This is a genomic window from Glutamicibacter sp. 0426 (genome assembly GCF_001906485.1).
Lineage (GTDB): Bacteria > Actinomycetota > Actinomycetes > Actinomycetales > Micrococcaceae > Glutamicibacter > Glutamicibacter nicotianae.
In genome coordinates this window covers 22089-44094 of sequence record NZ_MPBI01000005.1, presented here as the reverse complement: position 1 = coordinate 44094, position 22006 = coordinate 22089, and the positions used below count along the sequence as shown (strand labels likewise).

20 protein-coding genes are annotated in these 22006 nt (G+C 61.1%); 15 read left to right on the top strand and 5 right to left on the bottom strand.

Annotated features, from left to right (window positions below; all coding sequences use genetic code 11):
• The first annotated feature begins 48 nt into the window (after window positions 1-48).
• The 9 genes from BKX98_RS12835 (at window position 49) to BKX98_RS12795 (ending at window position 6910) form a co-directional block, all read left to right on the top strand.
• A complete protein-coding gene (locus tag BKX98_RS12835) occupies window positions 49-594 on the top strand; it encodes a MarR family winged helix-turn-helix transcriptional regulator (RefSeq protein ID WP_073707544.1) in 546 nt (181 codons plus the stop codon).
• Entirely contained in the window at window positions 591-1724 is a 1134-nt protein-coding gene (locus tag BKX98_RS12830) for a polyprenyl synthetase family protein (RefSeq protein WP_073707543.1), read from the top strand. Before BKX98_RS12835 ends, BKX98_RS12830 begins: the two co-directional genes overlap by 4 nt.
• A gap of 5 nt (window positions 1725-1729) precedes the next feature.
• Window positions 1730-2674, top strand: coding sequence for a squalene/phytoene synthase family protein (locus BKX98_RS12825; protein WP_073707692.1), 945 nt, complete (start codon window positions 1730-1732; stop codon window positions 2672-2674).
• On the top strand, window positions 2671-4263 hold the full coding sequence (gene crtI / locus BKX98_RS12820; RefSeq protein ID WP_073707542.1) for a phytoene desaturase family protein: 1593 nt from the start codon (window positions 2671-2673) through the stop codon (window positions 4261-4263). Before BKX98_RS12825 ends, crtI begins: the two co-directional genes overlap by 4 nt.
• The gene (locus BKX98_RS12815) at window positions 4260-4589 is read left to right on the top strand and encodes a lycopene cyclase domain-containing protein (protein WP_073707541.1); all 330 of its coding nucleotides are present in this window, start codon (window positions 4260-4262) and stop codon (window positions 4587-4589) included. Before crtI ends, BKX98_RS12815 begins: the two co-directional genes overlap by 4 nt.
• The gene (locus BKX98_RS12810) at window positions 4579-4893 is read left to right on the top strand and encodes a lycopene cyclase domain-containing protein (protein WP_073707540.1); all 315 of its coding nucleotides are present in this window, start codon (window positions 4579-4581) and stop codon (window positions 4891-4893) included. The genes BKX98_RS12815 and BKX98_RS12810 overlap by 11 nt, the downstream gene beginning before the upstream one ends.
• A complete protein-coding gene (locus BKX98_RS12805) occupies window positions 4890-5750 on the top strand; it encodes a prenyltransferase (protein ID WP_073707539.1) in 861 nt (286 codons plus the stop codon). The genes BKX98_RS12810 and BKX98_RS12805 overlap by 4 nt, the downstream gene beginning before the upstream one ends.
• A gap of 30 nt (window positions 5751-5780) precedes the next feature.
• The gene (idi, locus tag BKX98_RS12800) at window positions 5781-6305 is read left to right on the top strand and encodes an isopentenyl-diphosphate Delta-isomerase (RefSeq protein ID WP_073707538.1); all 525 of its coding nucleotides are present in this window, start codon (window positions 5781-5783) and stop codon (window positions 6303-6305) included.
• Between the two features lie 137 nt (window positions 6306-6442).
• Window positions 6443-6910 carry a hypothetical protein gene (locus tag BKX98_RS12795; protein WP_073707537.1) on the top strand — a complete coding sequence of 156 codons (468 nt, stop codon included), beginning with the start codon at window positions 6443-6445 and terminating at the stop codon, window positions 6908-6910.
• A gap of 80 nt (window positions 6911-6990) precedes the next feature.
• Here the strand turns inward: BKX98_RS12795 and BKX98_RS12790 are convergent, their stop codons facing one another.
• Window positions 6991-7452 carry a hypothetical protein gene (locus tag BKX98_RS12790; RefSeq protein WP_038991384.1) on the bottom strand — a complete coding sequence of 154 codons (462 nt, stop codon included), beginning with the start codon at window positions 7450-7452 and terminating at the stop codon, window positions 6991-6993.
• Between the two features lie 617 nt (window positions 7453-8069).
• On the opposite strand from BKX98_RS12790, the gene BKX98_RS12785 reads away from it, so the two are divergent.
• From BKX98_RS12785 to ilvC, 3 genes are all read left to right on the top strand, one after another.
• Window positions 8070-9953 carry an acetolactate synthase large subunit gene (locus BKX98_RS12785; protein ID WP_066137803.1) on the top strand — a complete coding sequence of 628 codons (1884 nt, stop codon included), beginning with the start codon at window positions 8070-8072 and terminating at the stop codon, window positions 9951-9953.
• A 3-nt stretch (window positions 9954-9956) separates the two neighbouring features.
• Window positions 9957-10475 carry an acetolactate synthase small subunit gene (ilvN, locus tag BKX98_RS12780; RefSeq protein WP_038991387.1) on the top strand — a complete coding sequence of 173 codons (519 nt, stop codon included), beginning with the start codon at window positions 9957-9959 and terminating at the stop codon, window positions 10473-10475.
• A 120-nt stretch (window positions 10476-10595) separates the two neighbouring features.
• Window positions 10596-11627, top strand: coding sequence for a ketol-acid reductoisomerase (gene ilvC / locus BKX98_RS12775; RefSeq protein ID WP_038991389.1), 1032 nt, complete (start codon window positions 10596-10598; stop codon window positions 11625-11627).
• A gap of 252 nt (window positions 11628-11879) precedes the next feature.
• Here the strand turns inward: ilvC and BKX98_RS12770 are convergent, their stop codons facing one another.
• Window positions 11880-12488 (bottom strand): hypothetical protein, encoded by a 609-nt coding sequence (locus tag BKX98_RS12770; RefSeq protein ID WP_073707536.1) that lies wholly within the window; start codon window positions 12486-12488, stop codon window positions 11880-11882.
• 259 nt (window positions 12489-12747) lie between these two features.
• On the opposite strand from BKX98_RS12770, the gene BKX98_RS12765 reads away from it, so the two are divergent.
• Window positions 12748-13452 carry a class I SAM-dependent methyltransferase gene (locus BKX98_RS12765; protein WP_083586887.1) on the top strand — a complete coding sequence of 235 codons (705 nt, stop codon included), beginning with the start codon at window positions 12748-12750 and terminating at the stop codon, window positions 13450-13452.
• 30 nt (window positions 13453-13482) lie between these two features.
• On the opposite strand, the gene BKX98_RS12760 is transcribed toward BKX98_RS12765, so the two are convergent.
• The 3 genes from BKX98_RS12760 to BKX98_RS12750 all read right to left on the bottom strand — a co-directional run bounded on the left by BKX98_RS12760 (window position 13483) and on the right by BKX98_RS12750 (window position 18374).
• Window positions 13483-14394: a class C sortase gene (locus BKX98_RS12760; protein ID WP_083586885.1), complete on the bottom strand. Its 912-nt coding sequence runs from the start codon at window positions 14392-14394 to the stop codon at window positions 13483-13485.
• 125 nt (window positions 14395-14519) lie between these two features.
• Window positions 14520-15929, bottom strand: a complete 1410-nt coding sequence (locus BKX98_RS12755) for a SpaH/EbpB family LPXTG-anchored major pilin (protein ID WP_083586882.1) — start codon at window positions 15927-15929, stop codon at window positions 14520-14522.
• 69 nt (window positions 15930-15998) lie between these two features.
• Entirely contained in the window at window positions 15999-18374 is a 2376-nt protein-coding gene (locus BKX98_RS12750) for a SpaA isopeptide-forming pilin-related protein (protein ID WP_143181122.1), read from the bottom strand.
• Between BKX98_RS12750 and BKX98_RS16875 the strand changes: the two genes are divergently transcribed.
• Window positions 18373-19137 (top strand): hypothetical protein, encoded by a 765-nt coding sequence (locus BKX98_RS16875; protein ID WP_143181121.1) that lies wholly within the window; start codon window positions 18373-18375, stop codon window positions 19135-19137. The two genes, BKX98_RS12750 and BKX98_RS16875, sit on opposite strands and share 2 nt — an antisense overlap.
• A gap of 1139 nt (window positions 19138-20276) precedes the next feature.
• Window positions 20277-21872 carry a phosphoglycerate dehydrogenase gene (gene serA / locus BKX98_RS12745; protein WP_073707532.1) on the top strand — a complete coding sequence of 532 codons (1596 nt, stop codon included), beginning with the start codon at window positions 20277-20279 and terminating at the stop codon, window positions 21870-21872.
• Window positions 21873-22006: the final 134 nt, after the last annotated feature.

The window sequence follows — 22006 nt, the reverse complement described above, 5'->3', positions numbered from 1 at the left end:
ATGGAAAGTTTTTCCCGTATCGGGTCGACAAAACGAGATAGTTAAACCATGATGTATCTAGATAAGCTGAATATCAACAAGCCGAGAGAAGTGATCATGGAACGTCCAGCAGTGCTGACGACCTCGGAACTCTTCCGGGAGCTGTTGCGGCTGACGCGCTCCTACGCCCTGTGCGAGGCACGCTTGCGGCATCGGCTTGACCTGAACGATACAGACCTGCGCGCGGTGAACCTGCTGCGCTCCATGCAAACACCCAGCTCCGGGCAACTGGCCCGCGAACTCGGGGTCTCATCGGCAGGAATCACCTCGGTCCTGGATCGGCTGGAGGCTCGCGGAGTGGTGGAAAGACGGCATCACGCCTCGGACCGCCGGCGCACCTTGGTGGTCCCGGGACCCAATTTCCCTGTGTCCACCGGACCGGGACAGGTACTGCTTCGGCATCTGCACACCTTTAGTGCGCGACTCGACGAGCCAGATCGCCTCCGGCTGCGCGCCGAGCTGGAAGCTTCCCGGCGTGAACTGGACCAGCGGGAGACCGGGAGCAGTGAAGAACACCAAGCAACCACACCACAACCTGGGAGCAGGGAATCATGAGAACGCACACCACCACGCACCAGTCCCTGCCGGCCCCAACAGCGCCAGCGCACACTGCGCTATCGCAAACCGCACCGGCCGCGCGCGGGCTCATCGATGACGCCACCCGGCAGGCTATCAGCGACCGGCTGGAACTTCTGGCCATCCAGGCCCAGCGGCGCAGCGCCGCCTACTCGGAGCAGACCGCGCTGCTCTGGTCCCGCATCGCCGCACGCCTGGGAACCGGCAAGCTCATGCGGCCAGGGATGGTGATGCTCGGATACCGGGCGTTCGGCGGACGCAACGAAGCCCGCGCCATCGACCTGGGCTGCGCCTTCGAGCTGCTGCACGCGGCCCTCTTGATCCACGACGACGTGGTGGACCGCGATTTCGTGCGCCGCGGCGAGCCGACCATCTCGGCGGTCTACCGCGACCACGCACTGGCCAACGGCCGGAATCCTGCCGATGCCGAGCATGCGGGCAATTCGGTGGGCATCATCGCCGGGGACCTGCTGATCAGCGAGGCGATCAAGCTCGCCGCCCGCGCCGCGGCCGGCAGCGATGCCGAAGCCGGCGTGGAACAAGCCTTCTTCCAAGCCATCGAGCAGGCAGGAGCCGGGGAACTCGAAGACCTGCTCTACTCGCTGGGCCCGGCTCCTGCCACCACCAGCCAGGTGCTGCGCATGGAGCAGATGAAAACCGCCGCCTACTCCTTCCAGCTGCCGCTGCAGGCAGGAGCCCTGCTGGCCGGGGCGCACCCCGCGCAGGCCGAAGCCCTCGGCACGGTGGGCTGCCAGCTCGGCGTGGCCTACCAGATCATCGATGACGTGCTGGGCACCTTCGGTGATCCGGCGCGCACCGGCAAGCCGGTGGAATCTGATCTGCGCGAATTCAAGAGCACCATCCTGCTGTCCCTGGCCAGCGAGCAACCAGAATTCTCCGCACTGCTCACCGGATTCCGCGAGGGAACGGTGGATGCCGGCAGGATCCGCCAGGAACTGGCGGCGCAGGGAGCAGAGCGCTTCGCCCGCCAGCTGGCTGCGCAGCTGTGCTCGCGGGCCACCGGCTCCGCCGCCTTCCTGGACTTGCCCGAAGAAGCCCGCACGCTGCTGCTCGAATGCACCAGCCTGATCCTGGATCGAAGCAGTTGAACACCATGAAACGCGATACTTCCCTGAAGCCCGCTGCCGGCACCGCCGCCCTGGAGCACTACTCGCGCGCCGCCCAGCGCAGCGCACGGGTGGTGCTGGGCGAATACTCCACCTCGTTCTCGCTGGCCTGCAGGATGCTGGATGCCGGCAGTGCCCGGCACATTGCCAATATCTATGCGCTGGTGCGCCTGGCCGATGAGATCGTGGACGGGGTGGCCTGCCAGGCCGGCCTGGATAACCAGGCCATCGGAGGCTGCCTCGACGAGCTGGAAGCCGAAACCCTGCGCGCGATGGACCGCGGCTACAGCACCAACATGGTGGTCCATGCCTTCGCCATCTCCGCCCGGGCCACCGGCATCAACGCCGAGCTCACCGGCCCGTTCTTCGCATCCATGCGCGCGGACCTCTCCACCGGGCAGCACGACGCGCGCAGCCTGCAGGACTACATCTACGGCTCGGCCGAGGTCATCGGGCTGATGTGCCTGCAGGTCTTCCAGGCGATGCCCGGCGCACCTGAACTGGACCGGGCCGAGGAGCAGCAGGCCCGCCAGGCTGCCCGCAGCCTGGGCGCGGCCTTCCAGAAGGTCAACTTCCTGCGCGATCTGGCCGAAGACAGCCAGGACTTGGGACGCAGCTACTTTCCCGGGATCAACCCGGCCCGTTTCGACGAGCAGGCCAAGGCGCTGCTGGTGGAGCAGATCGAGCAGGACCTGGCCCAAGCCCGCGCCGGGATGCCTTATCTGGCCCCGTCAGCGGCCCGGGCGGTGCGCCTGGCCCATGACCTGTTCCGCGAACTGAATTCCCAGCTGGGCAAGGCCGACGCCGCCGACCTGCTGCGCACCCGCATCTCGGTCTCCACCCCGCGCAAGGCGCTGATCGCCGCCCGCGTGCTGCTGGGAACCAGCCGCAGCGCGCACCGCAAGCAACTCATGGAAAGAGCACGCAGATGAAGAACGAAAACCCGGACGTCGTCGTCATCGGGGCAGGCTTCTCCGGCCTGGCCAGCGCCGGGCTGCTGGCCGCGCGGGGCTGCAAGGTCACCGTCATCGAGCAGCAGCCGCATCCTGGCGGACGCTCAGGGCGCCTGGAACGCGAAGGGTTCCGCTTCGACACCGGGCCCTCCTGGTATCTGATGCCCGAGGTCTTCGAGCACTGGTTCCGGCTCATGGGCACCAGCACCAGCGAACAGCTTCAGCTGCGCGAGCTGGATCCCGGCTACCGCGTCTTCTTCCAGCACCGCGACGCACCCGTGGACGTGGGCACCGGTGCCGCGGCCAGCGCCCTGTTCGAAGCCCTGGAACCGGGCAGCGCTCCAGCCCTGGCGCGCTACCTGCGCACCGCGAAGGAAGGCTACGAACTGGCCCTGGAGCATTTCCTCTACGATGATTTCAGCTCGCTGACCGGGCTGCTGCACCCGAAGATCCTGCGCCGTGCCCCGCAGCTGGCCAAGCTGCTGGCCACCAGCCTGGCAGGCCATGCCGCCCGGCGCTTTGCCAGCACCGAGATCCGCCAGCTGCTCGGCTACCCGGCGGTGTTCCTGGGCTCCAGCCCGAAGCGCACCCCAGCGCTCTACCAGCTGATGAGCCACCTGGATCTGGCCGACGGGGTCAAATACCCGATGGGAGGCTTCGCCGCCGTGGCCGATGCCATGGCCGCACTGGCACAGAAGCACGGCGCATCCATCCACCTCTCGGCCACCGCAACGGCCATCGAAACCAGCCCGGGAAAGCACCCGCAGGTCACCGCGGTGCGCTGGGTCGATGAGCACGGCAAGGCGCAGCGCACCGAGGCCGCGCATGTCATCGGAGCCGCGGACGTGCGCCACCTGGACGGCGAGCTGCTGCCCGAAGAACTGCAGACCCATACCGCCAAGAGCTTCCAGCGCAAGGACCCCGGCCCCAGCGCGGTGCTGCTCTGCCTGGGGGTCAAAGGCAAGCTGCCCCAGCTGGAACACCACAACCTGCTGTTCACCACCGACTGGGACGAGAACTTCTCGCGCATCCGCAATGGGCAGGCGCTGCAGGAAGAAACCAGCATCTATGTCTGCAAGCCCAGCGCCACCGACCCGGACGTGGCACCGGCGGGCTGCGAGAACCTGTTCATCCTGGTCCCAGCCCCGGCCGTGCCCGGATGGGGGATGGGCGCCGCCGATGGCGCAGGAGCCGCCATGGTCGAGGCGGTGGCCGACGCTGCCATCGACCAGCTGGCCTCCTGGGCCGGCATCGAGGATTTGCGGTCGCGGATCGTGGTGCGCCAGAGCATCGGCCCGGGGGACTTCGCCGCCCAGTACGGCGCTTTCCAGGGCGGTGCGCTGGGCTTGGCCCATACCCTGGGGCAAAGCGCCATGCTGCGTCCGGGCAACCGCAGCGCCACCGTGCGCGGGCTGCACTATGCCGGCAGCACCGTGCGCCCCGGAATCGGGGTGCCGATGTGCCTGATCAGCGGCGAGCTGGCAGCCAAGGCGGTGCTCGGTGTCCCCGGTGCCGGGCCGATGGCCGACAGCGGTACTGCAACGCTGGCGCAGGAGGCCGGAGCATGATCTATTTGGGCATCCTGTTGTTTCTGCTTGCCTGCATGGTGCTGCTGGATGCCAAGGGGAAGCTGTTTCTCTTCCGCCACCCGGTGCGCGGGATCCTGGCCCTTGCGCTGGGCACCGGTTTCTTCGTGCTCTGGGATGTGCTGGCCATCAGGCAGGGCATCTTCCTGCACAAGGAATCGCAGCTCATGACCGGGATCATGGTGGGCGAGCAGTTCCCGCTGGAAGAAGTCTTCTTCCTCATCTTCTTGTGCTACTGCGCGATGATCGCCTTCGCCGGCCTGCCGATGCGGGTCCGCGGGCTGCGAGGTGAGCGGCATGTTCCTTGAATTGAGCTTCTGCTTCCTTGCCGCGGCCATGGCCATCTTCGCCGCCGGGCTGGCCGCCAGCAAGCAGCGCCTGCTCACGGTGATCAAGCCGCTGGGCACCGCATTGGCCGTGATGCTGGTGCTCACCGCGATTTTCGACAACCTGATGATCTACGCCGGGCTATTCGGCTACGGCAGCGGCACGCTGTCCGGGGTGCATATCGGCCTGGCCCCGATCGAGGACTTCTTCTATGCCGCCTGCGCGGTCTTCCTTCTCCCCGGACTGTGGTGGCTGCTCGGCGCAGGCAGAGAGGATGCTTCATGATCCGCGGAATCGTTGCCAGCTCGCGGCCCATTTCCTGGGTGAATACCGCCTACCCGTTTGCCGCCGCCTTTCTGCTGGCCGGCGGGGGAGTTGATTGGCGCTTGGCCGTGGGCACGGTGTTCTTCCTGTTTCCCTACAATCTGCTGATGTACGGCATCAACGATGTCTTCGACTACGAATCGGATCTGCGCAATCCGCGCAAGGGCGGAATCGAGGGGGCGCTGCTGTCCCGGCAGAGCCACAAGGCGCTGCTCGTCGCCTGCGTTGCGTGCGCCGTTCCGTTCCTCGTGGTGCTCGCAGCGGCGGGAAGCCTGGTGGCCAACCTCGTGCTGGCCGTGTCCATCTTCGCTGTGCTTGCCTATTCGGCACCGTGGCTGCGCTTCAAGGAACGGCCCGGGTTGGACTCGCTGACCAGCGCGGTGCATTTCGTTTCGCCGGCGGTCTACGGCTGGGTGCTCGCTGGTGCCAGCGTGCAGCCCGGGCAGTGGCTGGTCTTTGGCGCATTCCTGCTGTGGGGGATGGCCAGCCATGCCCTCGGCGCAATCCAGGACATCATTCCCGATCGCCAGGGCGGCCTGTCTTCGATTGCCACCGCCTTGTCCGCCCGCACCACCATCTGGCTGGTCCTTGCCGGCTATGTGCTGGCCGGAGTGCTGGTGGTCGCCGGGGTGCAGGGGATCGGCCGCTGGGCGTCGCTGCTGGCCCTGCCCTATGTGCTCAACGTCCTACCGCATCTTGGGGTCAGCGACGCGAGCTCGGGTACGGTTAATCGAGGATGGAAGAGATTCTTGTGGATCAACTACCTGTGCGGTTTCCTGCTGACCATGCTCCTGATCTTTTCGGCACTTTTCACCTAACTAGACCCGGATGGGGAATCAAGGATTTCAATGGATGTCATTTTGCTTTCGGAGGATGGCCAGCCAATCGGCGTGCGACCGAAAGAACTGGTCCACACCACGGATACCGTGCTGCACCAGGCATTCTCGTGCCATGTGCGCAATGCCGCCGGCCAGGTGCTGGTGACCCGCCGCGCACTGTCCAAGGTGACCTGGCCAGGGGTATGGACCAATTCCTTCTGCGGGCATCCGCAGCCCGGTGAAAGCTTCGAGAAAGCGATTGCCCGCCATGCGGCCCATGAGCTCGGCTTCAAGGTCAGTGGCATCGAATCGGCGCTGCCGGATTTCCGCTATCGCGCCGTGGATGCCTCGGGCATTGTGGAGAATGAAATCTGCCCGGTCTTCACTGCCGTGATTGACAGCGAGATCGCCGCCAACCCGGATGAAGTCATGGACTACTGCTGGGTGGATCCGGCGCAGCTGGGCGCAGCACTGCGCGCAACCCCGTGGGCCTTTAGCCCGTGGCTGGTGATGCAGGCCGAACAGCTTTCCCTGTACCAGGCCGCGCAAGGCTGACCCCGAGTGCGGCGGCGGCATGAATGCCGGTTCGGTAATGGCCTGTGGAGATGTCCTGGCCATGGGCTAGGCTCAATTGCATGGTGCTTCAAGTATTTGCTGCCGGTATCAAGCGGCGCTCAAAGGCCAGGCCTGCCATGGGCAAAACCGGCGTCGTAGCTGCCGGACTGGTGCTGGCAACGTGCCTGGCCGGCTGCACGCCGCTGCAGTTCGAAGCATCCGACCGCATCCCGGGTACAAACGCGACGATCGCGGCGCTGCCGAAGTATGCCGATAGCCTGGAGGAAGTCGAAGGACGGCAGGAATGGGCTGATCAGAAAATCTTCCAGTACCTCAACGGCCAGGGCGCTGCGGGATTCCATTCATTCGCCAAGGATTCCATCCAATACGCCACCGTCGGCTGGCTTTCTCCGGTCCAGGGCGTGCTCGCTATCGTCGTGGAGGGCAGTGACTGGATCGCCGATGGCAGTGCCGTCCGCTATGCCGAACTGGTCATCACATCCGTCGGCTACGAATCCAGCGAATTGGACCGGGTCGAGATTATCACCGTAGAAGGTGAGTTGCTCGCTTCCGACTACCGCGGGAATCACCCCGGGGCGCTGTGAACGAAAGGCCACCTCGCCGCAGGGCTCGCGATGGAGCTGGCAGGCGAGATGGCCTTCTCGTTTTGGGATGCTGTTGCTGCTTATACGAAGTTCTCGGTGCCTTCGATGGTGTTCATGAAGTGATCCATGAAATCGGCGAAGTCTTCGGCATCGGATTTCTGGTCGAGCGTGGCACCAATGCTGATCGCGTCATCCACATGCAAGTCGATGCTCGGTGCTTCAGGAACACTGAAGCGGAACACGCGACCGGTAGAGATCGCGATTTCGTAGCCGCCATCGCTGAGCTCGGCCAGCTGGTTCACGTTCGTGTTGTTGATGTTGATGGCATCTTCGGAGGCTTCCAAGCTGCTTGCATTGACTGGCGCAATAATCAGCTCCGCCGGCTGGCGTCGATATCCGATGACCTTGAGCCCCCCGGAGCCGGCGATGCCGGTGCCCGCCACGAGATTGTAGCTGGCGAAATTGGGGATCTGCGAGTCAAAAGCCTCGTGGAGGCGGTCCTTGACCTGCTGGGTCGGATTTTCGTCTGGGCGCTTGTCCATACCCCTTACTCTACCGATAAGTTTGGACAATTTGATCAGGCGCAACACTTATCGAAATATGTCATCGACACGTCATGGGTTATCTGATTGGTCATATTGACTTCTAGAATGGGATTAATGAGCCAAGATGCTAATTGAGTCAAGACGCCATGCGCACGTGTGGCCACTGGGCCAATTCATGCCCTTCTTGGCTTAAAGCTGCAAGCGAAACCATCTGCAAGGCAGGCGGTTTCCTTGGGGCAAGGGCTGCGAGCTGGATTAATCGCATCCCTGGCAGCTGGTGCTCGTCTCCAGCTAACCCCGCTTCGACAGGCGCTTTCAGTGCCCGGGAAGCGAAATGGCCAAGGTCTGAACGTGGGGACGCGTCCAATCTTTGGACATTCATCTCATATAATGAGATAAACAGGGTGTCTAGTTGCTCTTTGCCGTGAGGTGGAGAAAACTAGAGGCATGCAAATAAACACCGATGTACTACTAGTTATCAGGCGCGGAGCCTGAGGCGCTGTCCAACACCACGGACGGTACACCGGTAACGCGCAAGCCCCCTTTCGTCATCAGTGACGGCCGCGGGGCGTTTTTTATGCGTAAACGAAGAGATAGAAATGGAAAGGATCCCGATGAGCAACTCAACACCCGCCAATCCGGCGTCGGTTGCGAAGTCAGTCAATCGAACCAAGGATGCCGCCGCCGCTGTCTCTTCCGTCGTGGAAGCTTCGAACCCGGTCCAGGGTCCGAATAATATCGTTGCTCCCACACAGATGACGGGCTCACAAGCCATCGTCCGCTCGCTGGAAGAAATGGGCGTCAAAGACGTCTTCGGATTACCAGGTGGGGCCATCCTTCCCACTTATGATCCACTGATGGATTCGACCAAGATTAACCACGTCTTGGTCCGCCACGAACAGGGTGCAGGCCATGCCGCACAGGGTTACGCCATGGTGAGCGGGGAAGTGGGCGTCTGCATCGCCACTTCCGGTCCAGGCGCAACCAACCTCGTCACCGCACTGGCCGATGCCAATATGGACTCGGTCCCAATGGTGGCCATCACCGGTCAGGTCAATAGCGCTTTCATTGGCTCTGACGCATTCCAGGAAGCAGACATTGTCGGCATCACGATGCCGATCACCAAGCACGCTTTCCTGGTCACCAACGCAGAGGACATTCCTCGGACGCTGGCCAGCGCGTTCTACCTGGCGCAGACCGGCCGTCCCGGTCCGGTGCTGGTGGATATCACCAAGGATGCGCAGACATCCGAGATGACCTTCTCCTGGCCGCCCAAGGTGGACCTGCCCGGCTACCGCGTGGTCACCCGTGGCCACAACAAGCAGCTGCGCGAAGCCGCCAAGCTCATCGCTTCGGCAACCCGCCCGGTGCTGTACGTTGGTGGCGGCGTGATCAAGGCCAACGCGCACGAGCAGCTGAAGGAATTCGCGGAATTCATCAACGCACCGGTGGTCACCACCCTGACCGCCCGCGGCGCATTCCCGGACTCGCATGAACAGCATGTGGGCATGCCGGGCATGCACGGCGCCGTGTCCGCAGTGACCGCGCTGCAGCAGGCGGATCTGCTGATCACCCTCGGGGCCCGCTTCGATGACCGCGTCACCGGCGTGCTCTCCACCTTCGCGCCGAACGCGAAGGTGATCCACGCCGATATCGATCCCGCGGAAATCTCCAAGAACCGCGTGGCCGATGTGCCGATCGTGGGTTCGCTGGATGAGATCATCCCGCAGCTGCACGAAGCCTGCGCCGCACGCTTCGAGAACGAAGCCCAGCAGGATCTGACCGGCTGGTGGGGACTGCTCAACCGCCTGCGCGAAACCTATCCGATCGGCTACACCGAAACCCACGATGGCCTCTCGGCTCCGCAGAATGTCATCCAGCGGATCGGCGAGCTGACCGGTCCGGAGGGCGTGTACGTGGCAGGCGTGGGCCAGCACCAGATGTGGGCCGCGCAGTTCGTGAAGTACGAGCGTCCGCGCTCGTGGCTGAACTCCGCAGGCCTGGGCACCATGGGCTACTCGGTGCCTGCCGCGATGGGCGCCAAGGTGGCGCAGCCGGACCGCGTGGTCTGGGCCATTGACGGCGACGGCTGCTTCCAGATGACCAACCAGGAACTGGCCACCTGCGTGATCAACCAGATCCCGATCAAGGTTGCGGTGATCAACAACTCGTCGCTGGGCATGGTCCGCCAGTGGCAGACCTTGTTCTACGATGGCCGCTACTCCAACACCGATTTGAACACCGGACATGGAACCGCCCGGATTCCCGATTTCGTGAAGCTGGCAGACGCCTACGGCTGCGTGGGCCTGCGCTGCGAACGCGACGAGGACATCGATGCGACCATCCAGAAGGCATTGGAAATCAATGACCGCCCGGTAGTCATCGACTTCGTGGTCTCGGCCGATTCCATGGTGTGGCCAATGGTCCCATCGGGAGTCAGCAACGACCAGATCCAGATTGCCCGCGGCATGACCCCTGAATGGGAAGAGGAGGACTAGAACATGGCAAAGCATACGCTTTCGGTACTGGTTGAAGACGTTCCCGGCGTGCTGACCCGCGTCGCCAGCCTCTTCGCCCGCCGCGCCTTCAACATCCACTCGCTGGCCGTGGGCCCGACGGAAATTGCCGGCATCAGCCGCATGACCGTGGTGGTCGACGCCGAGGGGGATTCCCTGGAGCAGGTCACCAAGCAGCTGAACAAGCTGGTCAACGTCATCAAGATCGTGGAACTGCTGCCCGAAACCTCGGTGCAGCGCGACCACATCATGATCAAGGTGCGCGCCGATGCAACGACCCGTCTGCAGGTCACCCAGGCCGCGGAACTGTTCCGTGCTTCGGTGATCGACGTATCCACCGACTCGCTGGTCGTGGAGGCCACCGGCAACGCCGCGAAGATCGATGCGCTGCTGGCAGTGCTTGAGCCCTTCGGCATCCGCGAGATCGTCCAGGCAGGAACCCTGGCCGTAGGCCGCGGATCAAAGTCCATGAGCGACCGCGCTTTGAAGACGATTTCCGCCTAGGCGCAACGACTTCAAGAGACACGAACTACAAAATTTAGATACTTGGCACCTAGCTTGGAAGTAAGCAACAGTGCCTCAGCAAAGACTTCTTCACCAGAAGCACATATAAGGAGAATTACAGTGGCTGATCTGTATTACGAAGACGACGCAGACCTCTCGATCATCCAGGGCAAGAAGGTAGCCATCATCGGCTACGGCTCCCAGGGCCACGCCCACGCACTGAGCCTGCGCGACTCGGGTGTCGAAATCACCGTTGGCCTGGCCGAGGGCTCGAAGTCCCGCGCCAAGGCTGAGGCCGAAGGCCTGAAGGTCGCCACCGTTGCCGAGGCAGCAGCCTGGGCAGATGTCATCATGATCCTGACCCCGGACCAGGTCCAGGCCCAGGTCTACACCGAGTCGATCGCCGAGCACCTCGAAGAGGGCAACGCCCTGTTCTTCGGCCACGGCTTCAACATCCGCTTCGGCTTCATCCAGCCACCAGCCAACGTTGACGTTGCCCTGGTTGCCCCTAAGGCGCCAGGCCACACCGTGCGCCGCGAATTCGAAGCCGGCCGCGGCATCCCTGACCTGATCGCCGTGGAGCAGAACTTCACCGGCGGCGCCAAGGAACTGGCACTGTCCTACGCAGCAGGCATCGGCGGCACCCGCGCCGGCGTCATCGAGACCACCTTCACCGAAGAGACCGAAACCGACCTGTTCGGCGAGCAGGCTGTGCTCTGCGGCGGCACCTCCCAGCTGGTGCAGTACGGCTTCGAGGTCCTGACCGAAGCCGGCTACAAGCCGGAGATCGCCTACTTCGAGGTGCTCCACGAGCTGAAGCTGATCGTCGACCTGATGTGGGAAGGCGGCATCGCCAAGCAGCGCTGGTCGATCTCCGACACCGCTGAGTACGGCGACTACGTCTCCGGCCCACGCGTGATCACCCCAGAGGTGAAGGAAAACATGAAGGCTGTCCTGGCTGATATCCAGTCCGGCGCTTTCGCAAACCGCTTCATGGAAGACCAGAAGGCCGGCGCTCCTGAGTTCAAGGAACTGCGTGCCAAGGGCGAAGCACACCCAATCGAGACCACCGGCCGCGAACTGCGCTCGCTGTTCTCCTGGATCTCGGATGCATCCTCGGATGACTACGTAGACGGTTCGGTAGCCCGCTAATTCCAGGCAATGAGCTGATCACATAGCCTAAAGCCGTTGGCCCGGACGATTGAATCAATCGTCCGGGCCAGCGGCCTTTTGCTGCTTGGAATCGTCATTCGGAAGAACCGATCCGCGGACAACGCGGAAACTTCCACAGCCGAACTGGATTAGTGGGTCCAACACGAAAATTGACCCCGACTACTTTGCTGGCAAAGTGGTCGAGGTCAATTCCTATTCAGTTATTGATAAATGGCGATGGCCCAAGCCGGCTCAGATCTTCGATGCCCTGTAGCCGGCCTTGCGCGCATCAGCTGCAGTCTTGAAGCATTCTTCGGGCTTGGTGATGTCGTAGAAGCGCTGGCCCTTGACGTGGTACTTCCATTCCTTCTTGCTGCCCGTCCGGTTTCCCTTCACAGGGTAGCCCGCCGGGCAGTTCTTGGCCTTGCCATTCATCTTCACGGATCGCTTGGCGGCAGCCTTCTTTTTCACCTGCAGGGTCTGCGTCTTCTTCACCGTCGAGGTTTTGCCCTTGAGCTGGTACTTGACCGTGGTGGTGACCTTGTATGTGCCGGCTGCAAGCTTGACCGATTTCTTCTTGTTGGCGATGGTCTTCTTGCCCTTGACCACCTTCAACAACACCGACTTGATCTTGACGTTCTTGGCTTTGGAGTAGCTTGGTTTGATGGTGGCCTTGGCGGCTCCGCTGACGGTTTTCGTACCGATCTTCTTTATCGATACTGCCGGTACCTTCTTCGCGGCAGCAACAGTGACTGAAGGCGCGGCGGATGGCAGAGGGGCAGCCGCTGAAACGGCAACGCCAGAGAAAGCAAGCGCACCGGTGGCAACCACTGCCAGTGCGCGCTGAACCAATTTATTCAATTTATCCCCAGGTAGATGCGAGTGGATATGGAACCGGTTTGTCCCGTGCCTTGATTGTAAATGGCATTGCCGAAATAGGAAGCAGATCGCGGAATTATGTCCTGTTCAACCGAATGTTTCGGGTGGGTCCGCGAGTCAGGCGCCGTGGGAGCACCTGTTGCCGGCTCACCGGAAACAACCATCCGGAAGGCCGTGTTTTCCGTGCGATTCTCGCTAGCGGATTGCTAGACTCGCTGGAAACGAGCAAGGGAGCGCACCGGTGCTGCAGGAAAGCAACTATGACGACTTCGCCACGGACTACGCGGATGAGAACGAATTCAGCCTGCTGAACGCCTACTACGAGCGCCCGGCCACCCTGGAGTTGGCAGGCGAGGTGGCAGGACGGAAAATCCTGGATATCGGGTGCGGTGCTGGCCCCCTGGCCGAACAGCTGATCCGTCGCGGAGCCACTGTTTCAGGCTTCGACGCCAGCCAGGCAATGGTGGATCTGGCACGCCAGCGGCTGGGAGACGATGCTGATCTCCAAGTGGCCACGCTGGGGGAGCAGCTCCCATATGGCGATAGCAGTTTCGACGACGCCATTGCTTCCCTGGTCTTCCACTACTTGCCGGACTGGAGCTATGCACTGGAAGAAGTCCGCCGGGTGCTCGTGCCCGGAGGGCGGCTCATCATGTCGGTGAACCACCCGATTCTCTACCCGTTCAACCACCGCGGCAAGGACTATTTCCAGCTCACCCAGTACACCGATGAAGTGTCCTTCAACGGGAAGCCTGCCGAGCTGACCTACTGGCATCGTCCGCTGCATGAAACCATTGAAGCGCTGATTTCTGCAGGGTTTGCCATCGAGCGCGTCTGGGAGCCGCCCTATGCGAAGGATGCGCCCGAGCACGTGATTCCAGAGGCTTTGCGCGAACGCGATGCGTTCTTGAGTTTCCTGTTCTTCTCGCTGCGCTCGACGCGCTAGCAGGCGAGGGTCAAACTTGCCGCCGCGGGCTTAGGACCCGGTGTTCCCGCTATTCCGAGGGCGACCTGCAAGGTACACCCAGATCCCCAGGAGCACCAGTACCGTACCGAGCCAGATGCCCCACCAGGGGAAGCCCGGGATCTCAGGAGCGGAACCGAGCGCATCCAGATCGGCCTGCGGGGTGGGGTGCACGCGTTCGCCGGTGACCAGCATGCGATGGGTGTTGATGCCCAGGGGAGTGCAGGTGACCAAGGTGGCCAGATCCTTGCCGAATCGCGGGGCCAGCGCCTTGGTCTCATCCGGTTCCACCGTCTGCGTTTCGACGACCCGGTAGGTCAGCACCTCGTTGAAGACTTCGATGCTGAAGGTCTCCCCGATCCTGACCTGCGGCAGATCGTTGAACAGGTTGGCTTCCGGAAGCCCGCGGTGCGCGGTCAGCACCGTATGCCTGGACTGCCCGCCCACTGGCAAGGCCGTACCCTGCAGGTGCCCTACGCCTTTAAGCAAGGTTTCGGCATCGGTACCGTGGTAGATCGGCAGGTCGATGTCCACCGACGGCACACGCAGCCGTCCGATCAGCCCCTCGCTGTTGACATTCAGCAGCGAGCCGTATTCGGTATCTTCGCGCACCGAGCCGTCGCTGGTGGGAACGTTGCTGCCCGGAGCCAGCAAGCCACCGCCAACCAGGTCCTCGTTGTACTCCTGTGCCCGCAGCAGCTCCTGGGAAATCCTTGAGCTGCCCTCATGCGAGACATCGGTGGAGATCTCCTTGATGATCTTGGATTGGTTGTACTGCGAGAACCAGCTCGCCGTTGGCGGGTACAGCAGCATGAGCGTGCCCGCCAGGAAGACGGCTGCGATCACCAAGGTGGAGACCGGGGCGCGCCAGCGGTCCCTGCGTCTTGGCTCAGAAGCCAGCGTGGAACTGGATGTGGAGCTCATGATTTCTGCCTATGAGTCGTGGGAATCAGGAAGTTCAAAAAAGAAAATGGCGGGAGACCCAAGCAATGCTTAGTTCTCCCGCCATCTACTGGTTGGCTTTGCGCTGCAGCAACCAGTACGCGGGCTTAGCCCTGGGTGCGTGCGCGGCGGCGCTTCACCAGTACCGCACCACCGGCGGCGGCCATCAGGCCAACACCTGCAATGGTGAACAGGACGGTGCCCGAAGCGCCAGTGAGCGGCAGATCAGGACCGGCCGGCTTATGGTTGGTGATCGTTTCGACCAGGATTTGGCCGTTGGTGACAACCAATTCATCGGACCATGGGTCAGCTGGGAGCACGTATCCGGCTGGTGCCTTGGTTTCCTTGACCCAGTAGCTCGATTGCATGTCATCCTCGATGCCCAGATGCAGTTCCCACTTGACGACCCCGTTTTCGGTGGTTCCGGTAGCCAGAGGTGAACTGGTGGCATTGCCGTCGGCATCAGGTGCAGTTCCGTAGAGCTCGAAGACCGCACCATCCAGCAGGGCGCCATTCTCTCCTTCAGCCTTCTTTTCCAGCTGCAGGGTGCCCAGGTTGGTGTTGGTCGTGCCTTCATCTTCCGTGCCGTTGATGTTGACCGTCGCGGTGTTCTCGATGACCCCGCCTTCCGGAATCGACAAGACCTTGGTCTTCAGGACCGCCGTCACCGTGGTGGCACCGGCGCCATCAAGCTTGGCGAGGCCTTGTGGGGTCAACGTGATCACCGCATTGTCCGGCGAAATCGTGTAATCGGTATCCAGGACCAGTACCTCGGAACCGATCGAAACCGACTCCCAAGAGATGAATTCCAGGTTTGCCGACAGATTATCGGTCAGGGTGTAGGACTTGTATGGAAGGTCCGATGCAGGAACATCGGTGACCAGCGTCCAAGTGACCACATCACCCAGCAGCTTGGCAGTGTCATCCACGCTCTTGTGCTGATCAATCGTGTTCAGCGTGTTCTTCGGGTACACATGGACGTTGTAGTTCCACGTATTGTCAGCATTCGGGTAAGGAATGCTCACGTAGAACGGAGCGGCTGCTGCATTGATCAGGTTGTTACCCGAATCGGTTTCGGTGATCAGGTACAGTCCCAATTCCAAACCGGAGAAGGTAGTGAAGCCTCCGACGGTCGCCTGCGAGACACCGGTTCCCAGGCTGTAGCCTGCCGGCAATGCTTCGCCGGCAGTTTCAGATGGCAACGCTTCTGCCTGTTCCCAACCTTCGGCCGTGCTCAAGTCAATGGGAACGCCGTCGAACAGCACCGGCTGCAAGGTGAATTCGACACCATTCAGGCCCTTGCCGGCGCCGGGATCCGGATCCAGCAGGGTGCCGTCATTGAGCCCTTCAACAGGGTCCGCCGAGGACTTGTGGACGGTGATGCTGCCGATGGTTCCCGGCGTAATATCCGAAACTTCATCAGCGGATGCGGCAGCTACCCCAAATAGCCCCATCCCAGCAAGAGCCAAGGCGCTTGCTCCGGCAATTAGCTTGCCGAGTCTGCGTTGCGTGAACACGATTACTCCTTTTTTGCGAGTGATTTCTACGCCTACCCAAGGTCAGCGTGGTTGGTGAAATTGTTGAATCTAGCCGAGATTCCGGCTACGACGGATACGGAAGGTCTGTGCACCCCAAATGCCCAGCCCCAGTACCAGGATTCCGCCGCCAATCAGATATATCTGATCTCGGCCAATGCCGCCGGTGAGCGGAAGCGCGGGACCGTCCTGCTGCTCATTGGTGATAGCAGCCAGCTCGATATCCAGCGCGTCCCCGGTGACGTCAAATTCGTGGCTCGTCTCGTCCTTGATATAGCCCGGAGGAGCCGTAGTTTCTTGGAGCGTATAGTTCCCCCATTCCAAGTTTGCCAAGGCGAACTTCCCCTTGGCTGGATCCATGTCCGGACCGGTGCAACCCTCGGTTATGCAGTCGGTGACCACGATGGTTTCCGATGCATCTCCCAGCGGACCGGTCAGGGTCCATTCGGCGCCTGCAAGCAGGACGCCGTTAACGGTGGTCTTTGTCCAGCTGACTGACCCGGGAAGGGCCGTGTTCACGATGGTGCAGGTGGCTTCCTGGCCTAGCTCCAGCGTGATGCTCGCACCTTCGCCGTTTCCGGTGCCGACGCAGTTCCAGGTGCCTGGTTCATAACCTGCAGCGGTGCCTTCCTCGGCCAGTTGATAGGTTCCCACGCCGACCGCGGCATTGGTGATGGCAGCATCCCCGGTCTTTCCTTCGATGCTCCCAGCGGTGCCGGAAGCCTTCAGCGTCCAGTCGCCGGTGGTCGACGTTCCGTTGAAGTCCTCGTTGTCCACCACCTTGACCAAGGTCAAATGCTGCTCGCAATCCACCGTGTTCACGATCGCCACCGCATTGGGCGAAGGTGTTCCGGTCATGGTGTGCGTGGCAGATTTGCCTTCGACTCCGTCGATGGTTGAACTGGTCACCGTGCATAGTTCCGGAAGCGTGCCGGTGAGGGTTTCCTCGATGGCTACTTCCTCGCCGATCAGATGTCCGGTGCCTGTAGCACCGAATTCCGCTGGTTGCCCGTCAATGCTCAGTTCCGCGTCGCCGACCGGCTGCTCGCCGTGGGCATACTCGGTGCCATTGACCACCCAGGTCTTGGTGACTGTCAGGTCGATTTCCTGGGTATTGGTGAGCACGCAAGTGGCCTTGCTTCCGGCAGTGATGGTGATGATGTGATCTTCCCCAACTACCGCACCCTCGCAAGCCAAGTCCGTCAGCTGGTAGTTTTCCGGCCCGGATTCGGAGATGGCGTATTGGCCGGGAGCTACCGGTGCATTGGTCACGGCTTCGCTGCCGCTCACGCCGGACAGGTCCGTTGAGCTGCCGTCAGCTGCCAGCGTCCATGCGGTGGCCGCCGCAGCGCCAATGACTTCCTTTTCCAAGGTCAAGGTGGTGCAGGTGACGGTGTTGGTCACCGTGTAGGTGTTCAGCCCAGGTTGCAATACCTGCGCTCCGAGATCCCCAGAGGGGACATTGGAACAACCTGCGGGGAGCGCGGGGACCGATTCGCCGATGGTGATTTGATCATTGGCTTGGTAATCGGCTCCATTGCTGCGCTTTGCGTAGGCGGTGCCGAATTGCGGGGAGTCCTGGCCGGTCAGTTCCAGCGTGGCAGTGTAGTCATCGGGCTGCTGGCCGTTCTCGAATTCTTCGCCGTCAATGACCCAATTCTTCTCGACGATCACGCTGGAGCAGGTGCTCGGAACGGAAAGGGAGATCGGCGCGATCCAATCACCCAAGTTGGAAGTTTCCTGAATAGAAGACGAAGAACGCAGATTCAGCGTGCCGTAATTGCCGGTGCAAGTAGCTTGTCCAAAGAGCGAGGTCAGGTCTACGCCGATTTCGGCAAAGCCACGCACCGGGATGGTGCTGGTTCCATCGAAGCCGGTAATGGGTTGAGTATTCGTTGCCCCGACAAAACCGCTGAGGGTTTGCTGCTGCACCCAGAGTCCCGTCGTGGCATTCCACATGTAGGCGCCGGCAAGGATGAGATTATTGTTGCCATCTTGCTCGATGCTCAGGCGCAGGTCGCCATTGGTGCGAATCGGGGTGGGGATGACCGCGGGGTCGTTTTTCTTGGCATTGAGCTCCACGATATAGCGGATGGTGCCGGTGCTAGTCCCGCGCTCGAATCCCAAGAAGGCGAAGACGTGGCCATTGCTGGTCGTCGAATAAGCGTAGTTGCGGCCAATATCTGCCTGGCCCGATGCCTGCCCCGTGCCGTTGACTTGGTTCGCAGCCCACGGCCAGTTTCTTTCGCTGGCACCGCGGGTGAATTGGGTGCTGTCATCGAAACCATCGTTGCCCGACGGTGCCGTCAGGACGGTCGTCCAATCGGCCCGGCTCGCATTATTGGGGCACAGGTTGCCGTCAAGCTCAAATCCCCCAAGAATCTGAGTTGATGACTGGGCGACGTTGCACACGTCCCCTATGGCCATGGGTGCGAGCAGTTTGTTTTCCGTATTGCTGGGCGAGGGCGTCGGTGACGGAGTGGGCGACTCCGGTGACTTCTTCGCAACCTCGGTAGGAGAGGATTCTGCGGTGGCCGATGCTTTCACGGTTGCCGGTGCGCTCTTCGAGGATGGTGCGCTGGTAACTGCCTCGGTGCTAGCTTCTATCTCTGCGACCGGTTCCTCGGTTGGCAGCGTTTGCGCGGCCGGGGCCTCGGATTCCTTTTCCTGCACGGACGATGGCGGCTGCGTCATTGCCATTTGCTTTTCAACGGATGGCTTTGAGGCTTTCGCTTTTGGAACAGCGGGTTCGAGAGAGGACGCAGCCGCGGAAGATTCAGCCGGTGATGGTGCTGGGCTAGTTGGCGACTCAGAAGCAAGTACGCTTTTCGAATCGAATTCAGCAGCCGGTGGGGCCAGCTTTTCGTTGACTGGCGATTCGCCCGACGACGTGGCGGAAGCTGGAACGAACGTTCCGGCGAACGCCAGGGCGAAGACAATTCCAGCGCTGAGCGCCACGCTGGAAAGGGCACTTTGCGACGTGCCATGTTTCCTTGTTCCCCAGAGCAAGGAGCATTTACCTGAACGACCGTTGTTCCGTCGTGCAACTCTGTCCCCAACAGGTTTGCCAAACACAAGAATTCCCCAATATCCGAGGACATTGGAGATGCTAGACCTGAAGAACGCAGACTGGTGCGTAGAATCTGACGCTCGTTTCCCAAAAACGAGTGCCAAAAATGCAGCCAATTGATCCCCACGATCAACGGACTTTCCCCAAGTTTTGCCGGACCCCCAACATCCGGGCGAGTGATATGGCGACAGCGTATCGGATGAATTTCACTTACGTCAATAGTGAAGATTAGTAAAATGGTGCGGAAGAATCCGTTGCTGTCTTGAAAGACTGGGAATGCGCGGTTTTTCTTGGAAAACGGATCTTGTAGGCCCCCAAAAGAGCTTTAATAAGTCGCTCAAGAAAGAACTTGAAAGGAACTGAACCGCGACTGCCGGAACCACCTACGCACACTTTGCGCGGGCGTTTTCGGGCGGGCACAAGCTGACTTGCTCAGTTTCTTTTACCAACGTCCGGTAATACCGCAGATGGCCGGCGATGTCACCAGGGCGCGGATCCTCGATATCGGTTGCGAGCGAGGCGATGATGGTCCTGGCGAGTGTGCGGCTGGGGCGGGCGTCGAACTGCGGGTTGCCGCTCGGGGGAGATGCTGTCCTACGGGACGAATTCCTTAGACGGTCGCCTCGGTGATCTTGCACTACCTGAACGATTGGAAACAGTCTATGGCCGGGGATATGACGCGTGCGCGAACTTGGTGAATGGCCCATCCTCTTGCAGGCCCCTTCGATCCTGTACCAGTGGCACTACACCGGTGAAGTCTGCTTCCAACGACTCCAGGACAGTGATGAACTGTCTTTAGTCGACCAGGCTGCGCCGCTGCACGGCGCAGCGGATGATCTCGAACCTCATCGATGGTAACTGGGCTGAATGAACCAGTGGAGTCCGCACTCGAGTTGCCCATTAAAGGCAGTTTGATAACTTTGGTGCGAACAATCAATGGGTTCGCTTTGGCATCCAAATGTTGGGACGAGACTGCGACAGCGACGCTGCCTAACCGGACCGTGAGTTCCGGTAATTGTTACGGAATCCGGGGCGGTTTTGATTGTTGAGGAGTAGCATTTCCGTTGCGCCAGCAGACAGGGCTCGTCACAGTCTAGCGAATAAGTGAAAGTTTTCACAAAGTCAGATTTTCCTCGCGTAATATGCGTGAATTCAAGGGAAAACGGGGGATACATAGCGCTACTCTGGAAATGTAGGCAGCTACAATCAGCTGCTTTCATGCCACCATCAGCCCAAGAAATCGCAAAGGTGCCACACCCGTGTCTGACAACAAGCCCATCGTACTTCTGGCCGAACAACTGTCCCCAGCAACCGTTGCTGCACTCGGCCCCGACTTTGAAATTCGTCAGACCGACGGAGCGGACCGCTCCCAGCTGCTCGAAGCCATTGCCGACGTAGACGCAATTCTCGTGCGCTCCGCCACTCAGGTAGATGCTGAGGCAATCGCCGCCGCAAAGAACCTGAAGGTCATCGCCCGCGCCGGCGTGGGCCTGGACAACGTGGACATCAAGGCTGCCACCCAGGCTGGCGTCATGGTAGTCAACGCACCAACCTCCAACATCATCTCCGCCGCCGAACTGACCGTTGGCCACATCGTGTCCCTGGCACGACGCATTCCAGCAGCCAATGCATCGCTGAAGAGCGGCGCATGGAAGCGAAGCTCCTTCACTGGCGTTGAACTCTACGAGAAGAAGGCCGGCATCATCGGCTTGGGCCGCATCGGCGCACTCGTCGCAGCACGCCTGCAGGGCTTCGGCATGGAGATTGTCGCCTATGACCCATACGTCACCCCGGCACGTGCCGCGCAGCTGGGCGTTACCTTGCTGACCTTGGATGAGTTGCTGGCAGAAGCCGACTTCATCACCATCCACATGCCGAAGACCCCGGAAACCGTGGGAATGCTGGGCAAGGACGCCTTCACCAAGATGAAGAAGTCCGCCTATGTGGTCAACGTGGCACGTGGCGGTCTAGTGGACGAAGACGCGCTGTACGAAGCATTGAAGAATGAAGAGATTGCAGGCGCTGGCATTGACGTTTTCGTCAAGGAGCCAAGCACCGACCTTCCATTCTTTGAATTCGACAATGTCACCGTGACCCCGCACCTTGGCGCTTCGACCGACGAAGCACAGGAGAAGGCTGGCGTTTCGGTTGCCAAGTCGGTTCGCCTGGCACTAGCCGGCGAATTGGTTCCAGATGCTGTGAACGTTGCAGGTGGCGTCATCGATGAGAATGTCCGCCCTGGCATCCCGCTGATCGAGAAGCTGGGCCGCATCTTTAACGCGTTGGCGTCCGGCTCGCTGACCAGCATTGATGTTGAGGTTGCCGGCGAAATTGCGGCACTCGATGTCAAGGCCCTGGAGCTTTCGGCGCTCAAGGGTGTCTTCATGGACGTAGTTTCTGACCAGGTTTCCTACGTGAACGCACCGGTCCTGGCCGAGCAGCGCGGCGTCGCCACTCGTCTGATCACCACCCCAGACTCGCCTGAGTACCGCAACCAGCTGACCATCAAGGGATCCACCAATGAAGGGAACCAGCTTGCAGTGGCTGGCACCCTGACCGGGCCCAAGCAGATTGAGAAGCTGGTGGGCATCAACGGTCACGAGATCGAAATCCCGATTTCGGATCACATGATCGTCGTCCGCTATGCGGATCGTCCTGGTGTCGTTGGCTCGCTGGGCAACGTCCTGGGGGAGCAGGGTATCAACATCGCCGGTATGCAGGTATCGCGCGATGAGAAGAAGGCTGAAGCATTGGCAGTCATCAACATTGATTCGGCGCTGCCGGGCGGCGTGCTAGACGTTGTTGGTGCAGCTATCGGCGCGAGCGTTGCCCGCGAGATCAACTTGGCTGACTAGGTTTTGCAGCTGGACTCCAAAAGGAGCAATCCTCGTGAGTCCAGAGGTGAATTCAGCGAATGAAATCCCCTTGGATATTCCAAGGGGATTTTCAGCTACCAACTGCTAAATTGCAAATTAGACGTGCGCTAAAA

Excerpts from the sequence above, each read along its gene's own strand:
- BKX98_RS12795 (WP_073707537.1), top strand. The coding sequence starts at position 6,443 with ATGGGCAAAACCGGCGTCGTAGCTGCCGGACTGGTGCTGGCAACGTGC.
- BKX98_RS16875 (WP_143181121.1), top strand. The coding sequence starts at position 18,373 with ATGGGTGCGAGCAGTTTGTTTTCCGTATTGCTGGGCGAGGGCGTCGGT.
- ilvN (WP_038991387.1), top strand. The coding sequence starts at position 9,957 with ATGGCAAAGCATACGCTTTCGGTACTGGTTGAAGACGTTCCCGGCGTG.
- BKX98_RS12760 (WP_083586885.1), bottom strand. The coding sequence starts at position 14,394 with ATGAGCTCCACATCCAGTTCCACGCTGGCTTCTGAGCCAAGACGCAGG.
- BKX98_RS12825 (WP_073707692.1), top strand. The coding sequence starts at position 1,730 with ATGAAACGCGATACTTCCCTGAAGCCCGCTGCCGGCACCGCCGCCCTG.
- BKX98_RS12805 (WP_073707539.1), top strand. The coding sequence starts at position 4,890 with ATGATCCGCGGAATCGTTGCCAGCTCGCGGCCCATTTCCTGGGTGAAT.
- BKX98_RS12750 (WP_143181122.1), bottom strand. The coding sequence starts at position 18,374 with ATGGCCATAGGGGACGTGTGCAACGTCGCCCAGTCATCAACTCAGATT.
- BKX98_RS12830 (WP_073707543.1), top strand. The coding sequence starts at position 591 with ATGAGAACGCACACCACCACGCACCAGTCCCTGCCGGCCCCAACAGCG.
- BKX98_RS12835 (WP_073707544.1), top strand. The coding sequence starts at position 49 with ATGATGTATCTAGATAAGCTGAATATCAACAAGCCGAGAGAAGTGATC.
- BKX98_RS12815 (WP_073707541.1), top strand. The coding sequence starts at position 4,260 with ATGATCTATTTGGGCATCCTGTTGTTTCTGCTTGCCTGCATGGTGCTG.
- crtI (WP_073707542.1), top strand. The coding sequence starts at position 2,671 with ATGAAGAACGAAAACCCGGACGTCGTCGTCATCGGGGCAGGCTTCTCC.
- BKX98_RS12810 (WP_073707540.1), top strand. The coding sequence starts at position 4,579 with ATGTTCCTTGAATTGAGCTTCTGCTTCCTTGCCGCGGCCATGGCCATC.
- idi (WP_073707538.1), top strand. The coding sequence starts at position 5,781 with ATGGATGTCATTTTGCTTTCGGAGGATGGCCAGCCAATCGGCGTGCGA.
- BKX98_RS12790 (WP_038991384.1), bottom strand. The coding sequence starts at position 7,452 with ATGGACAAGCGCCCAGACGAAAATCCGACCCAGCAGGTCAAGGACCGC.
- BKX98_RS12785 (WP_066137803.1), top strand. The coding sequence starts at position 8,070 with ATGAGCAACTCAACACCCGCCAATCCGGCGTCGGTTGCGAAGTCAGTC.